The sequence below is a fragment of the Pseudomonas fluorescens genome (assembly GCF_005938625.1).
GTDB lineage: Bacteria > Pseudomonadota > Gammaproteobacteria > Pseudomonadales > Pseudomonadaceae > Aquipseudomonas > Aquipseudomonas fluorescens_BD.
In genome coordinates, this window is record NZ_VCNJ01000003.1 from 324459 (window position 1) to 338714 (window position 14256).

Sequence of the window (14256 nt, forward strand, 5' to 3'; positions counted from 1 at the left end):
TTATTTCTCCTGACTGACAGCCGCGCAAATCACGGTGATACCGCGGGCCTGAATCTGATCGCGTGCCTCGCTAGGCAGACGATCATCGGTAATTAGGGTATGGACGCTGCTCCATGGCAGCTCCAGGTTGGGAATCTTGCGGCCGATCTTGTCGGCTTCGACCATGACGATGACTTCCCGCGCCACTTCCGCCATGACCCGGCTCAAACCGAGCAATTCATTGAAAGTCGTCGTGCCGCGCACCAGATCGATACCGTCGGCACCAATGAACAACTGGTCGAAGTCGTAAGAGCGTAGTACTTGCTCGGCGACCTGGCCCTGAAAGGATTCCGAATGCGGATCCCAGGTGCCACCGGTCATCAGCAGCACCGGTTCGTGTTCGAGTTCGCTCAAGGCGTTGGCGACGTGCAGGGAGTTGGTCATCACCACCAGACCGGGCTGTTGGCCAAGTTCCGGGATCATCGCGGCGGTGGTGCTACCACTGTCGATAATGATGCGCGCGTGCTCGCGGATGCGTTTTACCGCCGCGCGAGCGATTGCCTGTTTGTATTTGGAAACGCTCTGCGCGGTTTCCGCGACCAGTTCCTGCGGCATGGTGATCGCACCGCCGTAACGGCGCAGCAACAGCCCATGGCTTTCCAGCGCAGCCAAATCCTTGCGAATCGTAACTTCAGAGGTTTCGAAGCGCTTGGCCAGTTCATCCACACTGACTTCGCCCCGTTCGTTGAGCAAGGCAAGGATGTTGTGACGGCGTTGTGGCGTGTTGCGTTTCGACATGGCGATTTAAGTTTCGATTCGAAAGATAACGGAAGCAATCAAAACCTATCGGCTCTAAATCGTCAAGCGACAGTCAGACTTTTTTGAAAACTACACAGACAAAAAATGTGGGAGCGAGCTAGCTCGCGAAGGCATCGTGTCAGTCAACATCAATGTTGAATGATCTACCGCATTCGCGAGCTAGCTCGCTCCCACATTGAATTTTGTTCGCTAAAAGAGACTGTGGATAACTCAGCTCTTCTTGATCTTCTCCGGCCGCTTCCAGCCGTCGATATTCCTCTGCCGCGCTCGGCCCACGGCCAACTGTGTGTTATCCACATTCTGCGTAATGGTCGACCCGGCCGCCGTGGTTGCACCGTCGGAGATATCCACAGGCGCGACCAGCGAATTATTGGAACCGATGAACACGTCAGCACCCAGCACGGTTTTCCACTTGTTGGCGCCATCGTAGTTGCAGGTGATGGTGCCGGCGCCAATGTTGGTACGCGCACCGATTTCGGCATCGCCCAGATAAGTCAGATGACCTGCCTTGGCGCCTTCGCCCATGCGGGCATTTTTCAATTCAACAAAGTTACCCACATGCGCACGCGCTTCGAGCACGGTGCCTGGACGCAGACGCGCGAACGGGCCGGCATCACTGCCCTCGCCCAGAACGGCGCCTTCAATATGCGAGTTGGCCTTGATCACCACACCTTTGCGCAGGGTGCTGTCCTTGACCACGCAATTCGGACCGATCACTACGTCGTCTTCGATCACGACGTTGCCTTCAAGAATCACGTTGATGTCGATCAGCACGTCGCGACCCACGGTGACTTCACCACGCACATCGAAACGTGCCGGGTCCCGCAGGGTCACGCCTTGGGCCATCAAACGACGGCCAGCGCGCAACTGGTAGTGGCGCTCCAGCTCGGACAGTTGCTTGCGATCGTTGGCGCCCTGCACTTCCATTGGATCGTGCGGTTGTTCAGTCGCCACCACCAGACCATCACTGACCGCCATTTCGATCACGTCGGTCAGGTAATACTCGCCCTGAGCGTTGTTGTTCGACAGGCGACTCATCCAGTCGGCCAGACGATTGGCCGGCACCGCGAGAATGCCGGTGTTGCCTTCAGTGATCGCGCGTTGCGCTTCGCTGGCATCTTTGTGTTCAACGATCGCGGCTACCTGACCGTCAGCATCACGCACGATACGGCCGTAACCGGTCGGGTCGTCCAGTTCAACCGTTAGCAAACCCATCTGCCCCGGAACAACATGTTTGAGCAGACGTTGCAGGGTTTCGACTTCGATCAGCGGCACGTCACCGTAGAGGATCAGCACGGTGTCGGCGGTAATGAACGGCACAGCCTGGGCGGTGGCATGGCCGGTGCCGAGTTGCTTGTCCTGCAGGACGAAATTCAGATCATCAGCAGCCAGACGTTCACGCACCACATCCGCCCCATGGCCGATCACCACATGAATGCGCTGTGGATCAAGTTGCCGGGCGCTGTGGATAACATGACCCAACATGGAGTTGCCGGCAATCGGATGCAGCACTTTCGGCAGCGCCGAACGCATACGGGTGCCTTGACCGGCCGCGAGGATAACGATTTCAAGAGACATGACTGGCTACCAATCCTGGGTGGTCAGCAACTGCGACCGGGTTTCGGGAATTCGGAAAAGAAAAAAGGGTAGCCGAGGCTACCCTTTTTTATCAATCGCACAACAAGCGGCTGACGGATTAACCGCCAAACTTCTTGCGGATCTGCTGGACGGTGCGCAGCTGTGCTGCGGCCTCGGCCAGACGTGCGGACGCAGCTCCGTAGTCGAAATCTGCGCTCTTCTCGTGCAGAGCAGCTTCGGCAGCTTTGAGAGCTGCCTGGGCTTGAGCTTCATCCAGGTCGGCGGCGCGTTGCACGGTATCGGCAAGCACCTTGACCATGTTCGGCTGAACCTCGAGGAAACCACCGGAGATGTAGAACACCTCGGCTTCCCCGCCTTGCTTGATCAGGCGGATCGGACCTGGCTTCAGATTAGTGATCAGCGGCGCGTGACCCAGAGCGATACCAAGATCACCCAGTGCACCGTGCGCAATCACCATCTCGACCAGGCCGGAAAAGATTTCCCCTTCCGCGCTGACGATATCGCAATGGACTGTCATAGCCATCTGATTGCCTCAACCTAAATGAGCGCCCGTTGCCGGGCGCCGGGATTACAGTTTCTTGGCTTTCTCGATCGCTTCTTCGATGCCGCCAACCATGTAGAACGCTTGTTCTGGCAGGTGGTCGTAGTCACCGTTGAGGATGCCTTTGAAGCCAGCAATGGTGTCTTTCAGGGAAACGTATTTACCCGAAGCACCGGTGAAGACTTCAGCCACGAAGAACGGCTGCGACAAGAAGCGCTGGATCTTACGAGCACGGTTTACCAACTGCTTGTCGGCTTCCGACAGCTCGTCCATACCCAGGATCGCGATGATGTCCTTCAGCTCTTTGTAACGTTGCAGAACGTACTGAACGCCGCGAGCGGTGTCGTAGTGGTCCTGGCCGATTACGTTCGGATCCAGCTGGCGCGAAGTCGAATCCAGTGGATCTACTGCTGGGTAGATACCCAGGGAAGCGATGTCACGGGACAGAACGACGGTGGCGTCCAAGTGGGCGAAGGTGGTCGCTGGCGACGGGTCGGTCAAGTCATCCGCAGGTACGTATACCGCTTGGATCGAAGTGATCGAACCTTCCTTGGTCGAAGTGATACGTTCTTGCAGAACGCCCATCTCTTCAGCCAGGGTCGGCTGGTAACCTACTGCCGAAGGCATACGGCCCAGCAGTGCGGATACTTCAGTACCGGCCAGGGTGTAACGATAGATGTTGTCGACGAACAGCAGAACGTCGTTACCTTCGTCACGGAACTTCTCGGCCATGGTCAGGCCGGTCAGTGCTACGCGCAGACGGTTACCCGGCGGCTCGTTCATCTGACCGTAAACCAGTGCCACTTTGTCCAGAACGTTGGAATCCTTCATCTCGTGGTAGAAGTCGTTACCCTCACGAGTACGCTCACCCACACCGGCGAACACGGAATAACCGCTGTGCTCGATGGCGATGTTACGGATCAGTTCCATCATGTTTACGGTTTTGCCTACACCGGCACCACCGAACAGACCGACTTTACCGCCTTTGGCAAACGGGCAAACCAGGTCGATAACCTTGATGCCGGTTTCCAGCAGGTCGTTGCCGCCTGCCTGTTCAGCGAACGAAGGCGCTGGACGGTGGATGCCCCAACGCTCTTCGGTGTCGATCGGGCCAGCTTCGTCGATCGGGTTACCGAGGACGTCCATGATCCGGCCCAGGGTCGCTTTACCGACCGGTACGGAGATGGCTGCGCCAGAGTCGGTAACTTCCAGACCGCGCTTCAAGCCCTCGGTGGAACCCATCGCAATGGTACGAACCACGCCGTCGCCCAGCTGCTGCTGAACTTCCAGAGTGGTGCCGGCATCGCTTTTGACTTTCAAAGCGTTGTAGATGCTCGGTACGCTGTCGCGTGGGAATTCCACGTCGATAACGGCGCCGATGATTTGAACGATACGTCCGCTACTCATAGCTGGATCCTCTGAATATTTGAACCGTTAAACCGCGGCAGCGCCGCCGACGATTTCCGAGATCTCTTGGGTGATCGCAGCCTGACGCGCCTTGTTGTAGATCAGCTGCAAATCGCTGATCAAATCACCGGCGTTGTCGGTAGCGTTCTTCATCGCGATCATCCGCGCAGCTTGTTCAGCCGCGTTGTTCTCGACCACCGCCTGGTAGACCTGCGACTCAACGTAGCGGACCATCAAGCCGTCAAGCAGCTCTTTGGCATCCGGTTCGTAGAGATAGTCCCAGTGGTGCTTGAGATCCTGATCCGGGGTGGCCACCAGTGGAATCAATTGCTCCACGGTAGGCTGTTGCGTCATGGTGTTGATGAACTTGTTGGACACCACGGACAGGCGGTCAATACGGCCGTCCAGGTAGGCATCCAGCATCACCTTGACGCTGCCGATCAAGTCATTGATCGACGGCTCTTCACCCAGGTGGCTGATAGCTGCAACGACGTTACCGCCGAAGTTGCGGAAAAAGGCCGCACCCTTGCTACCAACGACACACAGATCAATCTCGACGCCGTTTTCGCGGTTTACCGCCATGTCCTTGACCAGGGCCTTGAACAGGTTGGTATTCAAGCCGCCGCACAGACCACGGTCACTGCTCACCACAACATAACCAACACGCTTGATAGCGCGGTCGATCATGAACGGGTGGCGGTATTCCGGGTTGGCGTTGGCCAGATGCCCAATAACCTGGCGGATACGCTCCGCATAAGGACGGCTAGCAGCCATGCGCATTTGTGCCTTGCGCATTTTGCTGACCGCCACTTTTTCCATGGCGCTGGTAATCTTTTGCGTGCTTTTGATGCTCGCAATCTTACTGCGAATCTCTTTTGCGCCTGCCATGTAACACCTATCAGGTTAGCAAGCGGGAGCCTCGCGGCTCCCGCTGCGGCTTACCAGGTTTGGGTGGCCTTGAACTTCTCGATACCGGCTTTCATGCCAGCGTCGATTTCGTCATTGAAGTCACCTTTAACGTTGATCTTGGCCATCAAATCGGCGTGATCGCGGTTGAAGAAAGCGATCAGCGCTTGTTCGAAGCTGCCGATCTTGGCGATTTCAATGTCAGTCAGGAACCCACGCTCAGCGGCATACAGCGACAGCGCCATGTCAGCGATCGACATTGGTGCGTATTGCTTCTGCTTCATCAGCTCGGTAACGCGCTGACCATGCTCAAGTTGCTTACGGGTCGCTTCGTCCAGGTCAGAAGCGAACTGGGCGAATGCCGCCAGTTCACGGTACTGAGCCAGAGCGGTACGGATGCCACCGGACAGCTTCTTGATGATCTTGGTCTGAGCGGCACCACCCACACGGGATACCGAAACACCGGCGTTCACTGCAGGGCGGATGCCCGAGTTGAACATGGCCGATTCCAGGAAGATCTGACCGTCGGTGATCGAAATCACGTTGGTCGGAACGAACGCGGAAACGTCGCCAGCCTGGGTTTCGATGATCGGCAGTGCGGTCAGGGAACCGGTTTTGCCGGTCACTGCGCCGTTGGTGAACTTCTCTACGTATTCTTCCGAAACGCGGGATGCGCGCTCCAGCAGACGGGAGTGGAGATAGAACACGTCGCCTGGGTAAGCTTCACGGCCTGGTGGACGGCGCAGCAGCAGGGAAATCTGGCGGTAAGCCACTGCTTGCTTGGACAGATCGTCATAAACGATCAGCGCGTCTTCACCGCGGTCGCGGAAGAATTCACCCATGGTGCAACCGGAGTACGGTGCCAGGAATTGCAGCGCAGGAGATTCCGAAGCACTGGCAGCCACGATGATCGTGTTGGCCAGGGCGCCGTTTTCTTCCAGCTTGCGAACCACGTTGGCGATGGTCGATTGTTTCTGACCAATAGCTACGTAGACGCAGAAAATGCCGCTGTCTTTCTGGTTGATGATCGCGTCGATCGCCAGAGCGGTTTTACCGATCTGACGGTCACCGATGATCAGCTCACGCTGGCCACGGCCGACAGGGATCATGGCATCGACAGCCTTGTAGCCAGTCTGTACAGGCTGGTCTACCGACTTACGCCAGATCACGCCCGGTGCAACTTTCTCGACCGCGTCGGTCTCGGTGTTGCCCAGTGGACCTTTGCCGTCAACAGGGTTACCCAGTGCGTCGACTACGCGACCCAGCAGTTCCTTACCAACAGGAACTTCGAGGATGCGGCCGGTGCACTTGGCGCTCATGCCTTCAGCAAGAGACTGGTAAGCGCCCAGTACAACGGCACCTACGGAGTCTTGCTCCAGGTTGAGGGCCATACCGTAGACGCCGCCCGGAAACTCGATCATCTCGCCGTACATTACGTCGGCCAGACCGTGAATCCGCACGATGCCGTCAGATACGCTGACGACAGTGCCTTCGTTACGGGCTTGGGAGGTCACATCGAGCTTGTCGATGCGGCCCTTGATAATTTCACTTATTTCGGAAGGATTGAGTTGCTGCATTGCTCTGCTGCCCCTTCAAACTCAAGATTTCAATGCTTCGGCAAGTTTCGCGATTTTGCCGCGAATCGAGCCATCGATAACCAGGTCGCCGGCGCGGATAACGACACCACCTATAAGGGCAGCATCCTCCGCAACTTGCAGGCGCACTTCCCGGTTGAGTCGTGCACTGAGAACCTTGGCGAGTTTGTCTTGCTGTTCTTGGTTCAATGCAAAAGCACTGGTCACTTCAACGTCTACCGACTTCTCTTGTTCGGCCTTGTACAGGTCGAAAAGAGCGGCAATCTCCGGCAGAAGCGGGAGACGGTCGTTTTCGGCAACGACATTGATGAAGTTCTGTGCCTTGGCATCAAACTTGTCGCCGCACACGTCAATAAACGTGGCGGCCTTTTCTGCGCTCGTCAGTCGCGGGGCCTTGAGCACGCGCTGCATGGTGTCGTCTTGCGACACCGCTGCAGCCAGGCCGAGCATGGCTGACCAATTGGCCAGTTGCTGGTGGGCCTGAGCGTGCTCGAAGGCCGCCTTAGCGTAAGGTCGGGCCAACGTGGTCAGTTCTGCCATGATCGCCCTCGCTTAGATTTCAGCAGCCAGTTGGTTAACCAGCTCTGCGTGCGCGTTTTGATCGATTGTGGCACCCAGGATCTTCTCGGCGCCGCCGACAGCCAGCATGCCCACTTGGGCGCGCAGCTTGTCTTTGACACTGTTCAGTTCCTGTTCGATCTCGGCTTGAGCCTGAACCTTCACACGGTCAGCGTCGACACGGGCCTTTTCAACGGCCTCTTCGACAATCTGGTTACCGCGTTTCTTGGCTTGCTCGATGATTTCAGCTGCCTGAGCTTTCGCTTCGCGCAGTTGCTGACCCGCTTTTTCTTGGGCCAACTCCAGGTCGCGAGCTGCACGGCTGGCAGCGTCCAGACCATCAGCGATCTTCTTTTGACGTTCGTGCAGAGCAGCGATGACCGGAGGCCATACATACTTCATGCAGAACAGTACAAAAATCAGGAACGCAACGGACTGGCCAATCAGGGTCGCATTAATGTTCACGCCAACACCTCGCAGTTACGTTGTCCATCACATCAAATTACTCGGAAGAATCCGGGTAATTAGCCAGCGATCTGACCAACGAACGGGTTCGCAAAGGTGAAGAACAGAGCGATACCAACACCGATCATGGTTACGGCGTCGAGCAGACCGGCAACGATGAACATTTTAACTTGCAGCATTGGAACCATTTCTGGCTGACGCGCTGCGCCTTCCAGGAACTTGCCGCCCAGCAGGCCGAAACCAATTGCGGTACCCAGTGCGCCCAGGCCGATCAACAGTGCAACAGCGATAGCGGTTAGACCAACTACAGTTTCCATCTTTCCTCCCGACTTTTACGTCGTATGGTTTAGGTTTTTTAGATTAAAGCGGTAAAACAAATCGTTTCAGGTGCCCTGTGAAGAGCCCCTTCCCGTTTGACCGGGAAGGACATCAGACTAGTCGAGACTGGCCTTAATGGTTTTCTTCGTGCGCCATCGACAGGTAGACGATGGTCAGCATCATGAAGATGAACGCCTGCAGGGTGATGATCAGGATGTGGAACACAGCCCAAGCCCACTGCAGAACAACGCCCAGGCCGCTCAGCCAGAGCAGACCGCTGCCGAACATCACAGCAATCAGAATGAACACCAGCTCGCCGGCATACATGTTGCCGAACAGACGCAGAGCCAGAGAGATCGGTTTAGCGATCAGGGTCACGAATTCCAGCAGGAAGTTCACCGGGATCAGCAGGGCTTGAACGAAGATGTTCTTGCTGCCGAACGGGTGCAGGGTCAGCTCGCCGATGAAGCCGCCGATGCCCTTGACCTTGATGCTGTAGAAAATGATCAGTGCGAATACCGACAACGCCATGCCCAGAGTCGCGTTCGGGTCGGTAGTCGACACGGCGCGGAACGGTATGTGGTGATCACCGGTGATCAGGATGGCCAGCTGAGGAATCCAGTCGACCGGGATCAGGTCGACGGCGTTCATCAGAAACACCCAGACGAAGATGGTCAGTGCCAGCGGCGCAATCACCGGGCTACGGCCATGGAAGCTGTCTTTCACGCTGCCATCGACGAATTCGACCAATACTTCAACGAAGTTCTGCAAAGCACCCGGCTGACCCGAAGTCGCTTTCTTTGCCGCCATGCGGAAAAGAAATACGAAGATCAGACCCAACGCGACCGACCAGCCGAGGGTATCGACGTGGAAAGCCCAGAAGCCCATTTCTTTGGCTTCTGCTGCGGTATGGGCAAAGCCCCAGCCGCCGTTAGGTAGCTGACCGAAGGTCAGGTTCTGCAAGTGGTGCTGGATATAGCCCGAAGCGGTTGTTTCTGCCATGGTTGCCTCAAACGCCCTAAGGTCTCGAAAGTCTTGTTCTCATCAGCAGGGGAGCGAACCAGCTGACCGACTGAGTCAGCACGAACACGCCGAATACTGCTATCGGCGCCAGTGGCTTCACACCTGCAAACACCAGCGCAAAAAGCACTGCTGTCAAAATCAGTTTGCCTGCCTCGCCGGCATAAAAAGACCGGACGATGGACTGGGCTGCTCGGGCGCCGGAAAACCGAAATGCCTTGTGAGCGAAATAAACATTGGGCAGCAAGGCTATCAGGCCTCCGCAAAGTCCCGAGTATCCGGCAACGACTCCATGCCACTGCCAGAGCGCCAAAGCGGCAATGAGCAAAATGACAAATTGAGCCATCAACACCGGAAAAACCGCCAGGCGATGGAACGGCAGGCGGTTTGGCTTGCGGGTTTCCATCACTATTGCTCTCCAATGGTCGGCTGCCAGAATTCAATAACTTGGCATAATTTGTGCCGACAAAATGCGCGCAGAGTATAGGGGCGGTTCTGCCCCTATTCAACTGTCAGGTAGTGATTTCCGACTGCGCGCTACATGAGGAAATGTTTCAGCGGATGTGTGCGAGCACACCTTGAAGCTCATCGAGGGAGTTGTAACCGATCACCAACTGACCCTTTCCCTTCTTGCCGTGGCGAATCTGCACCGCAGAGCCTAGGCGCTCGGCCAGACGCTGTTCGAGACGGGCGATATCCGGGTCGGGTTTGCTCGCTTCCACTGGCTCCGGTTTGCCGCTCAACCACTGACGAACCAGTGCCTCGGTTTGGCGCACGGTGAGGCCGCGTGCGACAACATGTCGCGCCCCTTCCACCTGCTGATTGTCCGGCAGACCGAGCAAAGCACGGGCATGACCCATTTCCAGGTCGCCGTGGGACAGCATGGTCTTGATGACTTCCGGCAGTGCAATAAGCCGCAACAGGTTAGCCACAGTGACGCGGGACTTACCCACAGCCTCGGCAACTTGTTGCTGAGTCAGCTGGAATTCCTGCTGCAGACGCTGCAGGGCCACCGCTTCTTCGATGGGATTGAGGTCTTCGCGCTGGATGTTCTCGATCAGCGCAATGGCGATTGCGGTTTCATCCGGCACATCGCGGACCATCGCCGGAATGGTTTCCTGCCCGGCTTGCTGGCTCGCGCGCCAGCGACGTTCACCGGCGATGATCTCGAAGCGGCCACCGCCAATCGGGCGCACCACGATCGGCTGCATCACGCCTTGCGCCTTGATCGAGGCCGCCAGTTCTTCCAGCGCCTGCGGGTCCATGTCCCGGCGCGGCTGGTATTTACCGCGCTGCAGCAGGTCCAGCGGCAAGTGTTGCAATTCACGGGTGTCAGCTTGCGCGGCTTGTTCTTCCAGCGCGCTGACGGTCGGACCACTCAGCAGTGCATCCAGTCCACGTCCGAGACCTCGTTTCTTGACGGCCATGGGGATTCCTTAAGTTGCCTGAGCGGCGGCGATGCGTGAATTTTTGCGCTGACGGCGAACCATCTCGCCGGCCAGGGCCAGATAAGCCAGGGCGCCGCGCGATTGCTTGTCGTAGGCCAGCGCCGGCATGCCGTAGCTTGGCGCTTCGGCCAGACGGATGTTGCGCGGGATCACCGTGTCATAGAGCTGCTCGCCGAAGTGTTCCTTGAGCTGTGCCGAAACGTCATTCATCAGGCTCAGGCGCGGGTCATACATGGTCCGCAGCAGGCCTTCGACTTTCAGGTTCGGGTTCAACAACTCGGCGATGCGCTTGATGTTATCCACAAGGTCGCTCAAACCTTCGAGCGCAAAGTACTCGCACTGCATGGGGATAATTACCCCGTCAGCGGCGACCAGTGCGTTCAGCGTGAGCATCGACAGCGACGGCGGGCAGTCGATCAGGATGTAATCGTAATTTTCACGGATCGGCGCCAGCGCGCTGCGCAGGCGGCTTTCCTTCATCTGCATTTCCAGCAGCACCACTTCGGCCGCGGTCAAATCGCGGTTGGCCGGCAGCAGTTGATAACCGCCGTGCTCGGAATAGTGCATGGCCTCGGCCAGATCGCATTCGCCGATCAGCAGGTCGTAGACCGAGTTTTCCAGGCCGTGTTTATCCACACCGCTACCCATGGTGGCGTTGCCCTGTGGATCGAGATCGATCAACAGCACCCGGCGCTTGGTCGCGACCAGGGATGCTGCGAGGTTGATGCAGGTGGTGGTCTTGCCCACACCACCCTTTTGGTTCGCTATCGCGAATACCTTAGCCATTCTTGCTTGTGTTCCCAATCATGCCGTGCGGCGCAGTATCAGCAGATGGCGTTGGCCTTGGCAACCGGGTACGGCCAGGGCGTGTTCGCTATCGAGTTTGAAGTCTGCCGGCAATGCTACCAGCTCATCGGCCGGATGAACGCCCTTCATTGCCAGCCAGCGTGTATCGGCATCGCCGAGGTGGCGAGTCCAGTTGGTGAAGTTCTCCATGCTGCTGAACGCCCGGGAAATGATCCCGTTGAACGGCTGCGCAGGCTGGAACGCTTCGACACGACTGTGGATAACTTGCAGGTTATCCAGTTTGAGTTCGAGTTTGACCTGAGTCAGGAAGCGGGTTTTCTTGCCGTTGCTGTCCAGACAGGTCACTTGCGCGTCCGGATATAGGATCGCCAACGGGATCCCCGGCATGCCGCCGCCGCTGCCGACGTCGAGCCAGCGACCGTTTTCGATGAACGACATGACGCTGAGACTATCGAGCAAGTGGCGCGAAACCATTTCGTCCGGATCACGCACGGCGGTCAGGTTGTAGGCCTGGTTCCATTTGATCAACAGGGCCAGATAACCCAGCAGCAATTCGTGCTGGGTTTCAGTGAGATTGACACCGAGCTCGCGGGCTCCTGTGGATAACTCTTCGGCGTGTTGCGAAGTGACCTTAGAACTCAAGCGCTTTGCTCCAACTGACGGCCCGCGCCGCGTTTTTTCAAATGAATCATCAACAGCGAAATCGCCGCCGGGGTCACACCCGGGATCCGCGAAGCCTGGCCAAGCGTCTCTGGCCGAGTCGCGCCGAGCTTGCTCTGGATCTCCTTGGAGAGACCGGAAATGTTGGTGTAATCGATATCCACAGGCAATTTCGTGTCTTCACTGGCGCGCAGACGGGCGATTTCGTCCTGTTGACGGTCGATGTAACCGGCGTACTTGGTCTTGATTTCAACCTGTTCGGCAACCTGTGGATCTTCGGCGCCGTTGCCGGTCACTTCGACCAGACCAGCGTAGTCGATTTCCGGACGGCTCAAGAGGTTGAGCAAGTTGTATTCGTGGGTCAGCGGCGTGCCGAACTTCTCGGCAATCGCATCGCCCTGCTGCGTGTTCGGGCGAACCCACGTGCTTTTCAGACGCTGTTCTTCGAGTTCAATGCTTTCGCGTTTCTTGCAGAAGGCCGCCCAACGCGCGTCATCGACCAGACCGAGCTCGCGACCTTTTTCGGTCAGACGCAGGTCGGCGTTGTCCTCGCGCAGGATCAGGCGGTACTCGGCACGGGAAGTGAACATGCGGTACGGCTCTTGGGTACCGAGGGTGATCAGGTCGTCGACCAATACACCGATGTACGCTTCATCGCGACGCGGACACCAGGCTTCTTTGCCCTTGGCACGCAGTGCGGCGTTGGCGCCAGCCAGCAAACCTTGCGCGCCGGCTTCTTCGTAACCGGTGGTGCCGTTGATTTGCCCGGCGAAAAACAGACCGCCGATGACTTTGGTTTCCAGGCTGTACTTCAGGTCGCGCGGATCGAAGTAGTCGTACTCGATCGCATAACCCGGACGCACGATGTGCGCGTTCTCCATGCCGCGGATCGATTGCACGATCTGCAATTGCACGTCGAACGGCAAGCTGGTGGATATCCCGTTCGGATACAGCTCGTGGGTAGTCAAACCTTCCGGTTCGATAAAGACCTGATGGCTTTCCTTGTCGGCAAAGCGGTGGATCTTGTCTTCGATCGATGGGCAATAGCGCGGGCCGATGCCTTCGATTTCACCGGCAGCGGAATACATCGGCGAACGATCGAGGTTCGCTGCAATGATTTCGTGAGTGCGGGCGTTCGTGTGAGTAATCCAGCAGCTGACCTGACGTGGATGCTGTTCCTTGTTGCCCATGAACGACATCACTGGGATCGGCGTATCGCCCGGTTGCTCGGTCATCACCGAGAAATCCACAGATTTGCCGTCGATACGCGGCGGTGTGCCGGTTTTCAGGCGACCGACACGCAGTGGCATCTCACGCAGACGGTGAGCCAGGGCGATCGACGGTGGATCACCGGCACGACCGCCGGAAAAATTCTGCAAACCGATGTGGATAAGTCCGCCGAGGAACGTACCAGTGGTCAACACCACGGAATCGGCGAAGAAGCGCAGACCCATTTGGGTGACAACACCACGGACTTGTTCCTGCTCGACGATCAGATCATCAGCGGCTTGTTGAAATATCCACAGATTCGGTTGGTTTTCCAGAATTTCGCGGACAGCGGCTTTGTAAAGAATGCGGTCGGCCTGAGCGCGGGTTGCACGCACGGCCGGGCCTTTACGGCTGTTCAACACACGAAACTGGATGCCACCCAAATCGGTAGCCGTGGCCATCGCGCCGCCGAGGGCATCGATTTCCTTGACCAGATGGCTTTTGCCAATGCCACCGATGGCCGGGTTGCAACTCATGGCACCGAGGGTTTCCACGTTATGCGTCAGCAACAGGGTTTTTGCCCCCATACGTGCTGAGGCCAGTGCTGCCTCGGTACCGGCATGACCGCCGCCGATGACGATCACTTCAAAACGGGAAGGGAAATCCACCACGCACCTCGTGCCTGCTTAAGTAGGTAATTCAGGAATAGTTTGAGATCAGGTTTCTGGACCTGGTCGACAAGTATAGGGACTTCGCCCTTCCTAAAGAACCCTTTGCACAAAAATTAACCAGCTGTGGAGAACTCAAGGTTAAAAGAATAAAAAAGAGAGAAATTTATAAAACCTTTGTTTTTATGTTTATTTCTACTGAGCCTACTTTCTGTGGATAGATCGCTACAGGCCTTTATATTCAATATGTACAGAGA

The 14256-nt window shown here is 57.0% G+C and carries 15 protein-coding genes; all 15 read right to left on the reverse strand.

Annotation, left to right across the window (positions count from 1 at the left end; genetic code table 11):
* The 15 genes from FGA82_RS03390 to mnmG all read right to left on the reverse strand — a co-directional run bounded on the left by FGA82_RS03390 (window position 1) and on the right by mnmG (window position 13999).
* A complete protein-coding gene (locus FGA82_RS03390; RefSeq protein ID WP_141126027.1) occupies window positions 1-777 on the reverse strand; it encodes a DeoR/GlpR family DNA-binding transcription regulator in 777 nt (258 codons plus the stop codon).
* Window positions 778-1008: 231 nt separating this feature from the next.
* Window positions 1009-2376 carry a bifunctional UDP-N-acetylglucosamine diphosphorylase/glucosamine-1-phosphate N-acetyltransferase GlmU gene (gene glmU / locus FGA82_RS03400; RefSeq protein WP_141126028.1) on the reverse strand — a complete coding sequence of 456 codons (1368 nt, stop codon included), beginning with the start codon at window positions 2374-2376 and terminating at the stop codon, window positions 1009-1011.
* 118 nt (window positions 2377-2494) lie between these two features.
* Window positions 2495-2920, reverse strand: a complete 426-nt coding sequence (locus tag FGA82_RS03405; RefSeq protein ID WP_007954164.1) for a F0F1 ATP synthase subunit epsilon — start codon at window positions 2918-2920, stop codon at window positions 2495-2497.
* A gap of 45 nt (window positions 2921-2965) precedes the next feature.
* Window positions 2966-4345, reverse strand: a complete 1380-nt coding sequence (atpD, locus tag FGA82_RS03410) for a F0F1 ATP synthase subunit beta (RefSeq protein ID WP_016984062.1) — start codon at window positions 4343-4345, stop codon at window positions 2966-2968.
* A gap of 27 nt (window positions 4346-4372) precedes the next feature.
* Window positions 4373-5233, reverse strand: a complete 861-nt coding sequence (atpG, locus tag FGA82_RS03415) for a F0F1 ATP synthase subunit gamma (protein WP_008084419.1) — start codon at window positions 5231-5233, stop codon at window positions 4373-4375.
* Window positions 5234-5283: 50 nt separating this feature from the next.
* Window positions 5284-6828 (reverse strand): F0F1 ATP synthase subunit alpha, encoded by a 1545-nt coding sequence (atpA, locus tag FGA82_RS03420; protein WP_016984064.1) that lies wholly within the window; start codon window positions 6826-6828, stop codon window positions 5284-5286.
* A 21-nt stretch (window positions 6829-6849) separates the two neighbouring features.
* A complete protein-coding gene (locus FGA82_RS03425) occupies window positions 6850-7386 on the reverse strand; it encodes a F0F1 ATP synthase subunit delta (RefSeq protein WP_007911956.1) in 537 nt (178 codons plus the stop codon).
* 12 nt (window positions 7387-7398) lie between these two features.
* Window positions 7399-7869, reverse strand: coding sequence for a F0F1 ATP synthase subunit B (locus tag FGA82_RS03430; RefSeq protein ID WP_064116541.1), 471 nt, complete (start codon window positions 7867-7869; stop codon window positions 7399-7401).
* Between the two features lie 59 nt (window positions 7870-7928).
* A complete protein-coding gene (gene atpE / locus FGA82_RS03435; RefSeq protein ID WP_003097235.1) occupies window positions 7929-8186 on the reverse strand; it encodes a F0F1 ATP synthase subunit C in 258 nt (85 codons plus the stop codon).
* 133 nt (window positions 8187-8319) lie between these two features.
* On the reverse strand, window positions 8320-9189 hold the full coding sequence (gene atpB, locus FGA82_RS03440; protein ID WP_008084413.1) for a F0F1 ATP synthase subunit A: 870 nt from the start codon (window positions 9187-9189) through the stop codon (window positions 8320-8322).
* A 16-nt stretch (window positions 9190-9205) separates the two neighbouring features.
* Window positions 9206-9613 carry a F0F1 ATP synthase subunit I gene (locus FGA82_RS03445; protein WP_008084411.1) on the reverse strand — a complete coding sequence of 136 codons (408 nt, stop codon included), beginning with the start codon at window positions 9611-9613 and terminating at the stop codon, window positions 9206-9208.
* Window positions 9614-9761: 148 nt separating this feature from the next.
* The gene (locus FGA82_RS03450) at window positions 9762-10634 is read right to left on the reverse strand and encodes a ParB/RepB/Spo0J family partition protein (protein WP_116028606.1); all 873 of its coding nucleotides are present in this window, start codon (window positions 10632-10634) and stop codon (window positions 9762-9764) included.
* Window positions 10635-10643: 9 nt separating this feature from the next.
* The gene (locus FGA82_RS03455; RefSeq protein WP_141126029.1) at window positions 10644-11441 is read right to left on the reverse strand and encodes a ParA family protein; all 798 of its coding nucleotides are present in this window, start codon (window positions 11439-11441) and stop codon (window positions 10644-10646) included.
* An 18-nt stretch (window positions 11442-11459) separates the two neighbouring features.
* Window positions 11460-12104 carry a 16S rRNA (guanine(527)-N(7))-methyltransferase RsmG gene (gene rsmG / locus FGA82_RS03460; RefSeq protein ID WP_095188719.1) on the reverse strand — a complete coding sequence of 215 codons (645 nt, stop codon included), beginning with the start codon at window positions 12102-12104 and terminating at the stop codon, window positions 11460-11462.
* The gene (mnmG, locus tag FGA82_RS03465) at window positions 12101-13999 is read right to left on the reverse strand and encodes a tRNA uridine-5-carboxymethylaminomethyl(34) synthesis enzyme MnmG (protein WP_008084400.1); all 1899 of its coding nucleotides are present in this window, start codon (window positions 13997-13999) and stop codon (window positions 12101-12103) included. Before mnmG ends, rsmG begins: the two co-directional genes overlap by 4 nt.
* Between the last annotated feature and the right edge of the window lie 257 nt (window positions 14000-14256).

What these genes read in the sequence shown, in the direction of transcription:
- FGA82_RS03390 (WP_141126027.1), bottom strand. Translation starts at nt 777, where the DNA reads ATGTCGAAACGCAACACGCCACAACGCCGTCACAACATCCTTGCCTTG.
- glmU (WP_141126028.1), bottom strand. Translation starts at nt 2,376, where the DNA reads ATGTCTCTTGAAATCGTTATCCTCGCGGCCGGTCAAGGCACCCGTATG.
- FGA82_RS03405 (WP_007954164.1), bottom strand. Translation starts at nt 2,920, where the DNA reads ATGGCTATGACAGTCCATTGCGATATCGTCAGCGCGGAAGGGGAAATC.
- atpD (WP_016984062.1), bottom strand. Translation starts at nt 4,345, where the DNA reads ATGAGTAGCGGACGTATCGTTCAAATCATCGGCGCCGTTATCGACGTG.
- atpG (WP_008084419.1), bottom strand. Translation starts at nt 5,233, where the DNA reads ATGGCAGGCGCAAAAGAGATTCGCAGTAAGATTGCGAGCATCAAAAGC.
- atpA (WP_016984064.1), bottom strand. Translation starts at nt 6,828, where the DNA reads ATGCAGCAACTCAATCCTTCCGAAATAAGTGAAATTATCAAGGGCCGC.
- FGA82_RS03425 (WP_007911956.1), bottom strand. Translation starts at nt 7,386, where the DNA reads ATGGCAGAACTGACCACGTTGGCCCGACCTTACGCTAAGGCGGCCTTC.
- atpE (WP_003097235.1), bottom strand. Translation starts at nt 8,186, where the DNA reads ATGGAAACTGTAGTTGGTCTAACCGCTATCGCTGTTGCACTGTTGATC.
- atpB (WP_008084413.1), bottom strand. Translation starts at nt 9,189, where the DNA reads ATGGCAGAAACAACCGCTTCGGGCTATATCCAGCACCACTTGCAGAAC.
- FGA82_RS03445 (WP_008084411.1), bottom strand. Translation starts at nt 9,613, where the DNA reads ATGGAAACCCGCAAGCCAAACCGCCTGCCGTTCCATCGCCTGGCGGTT.
- FGA82_RS03450 (WP_116028606.1), bottom strand. Translation starts at nt 10,634, where the DNA reads ATGGCCGTCAAGAAACGAGGTCTCGGACGTGGACTGGATGCACTGCTG.
- FGA82_RS03455 (WP_141126029.1), bottom strand. Translation starts at nt 11,441, where the DNA reads ATGGCTAAGGTATTCGCGATAGCGAACCAAAAGGGTGGTGTGGGCAAG.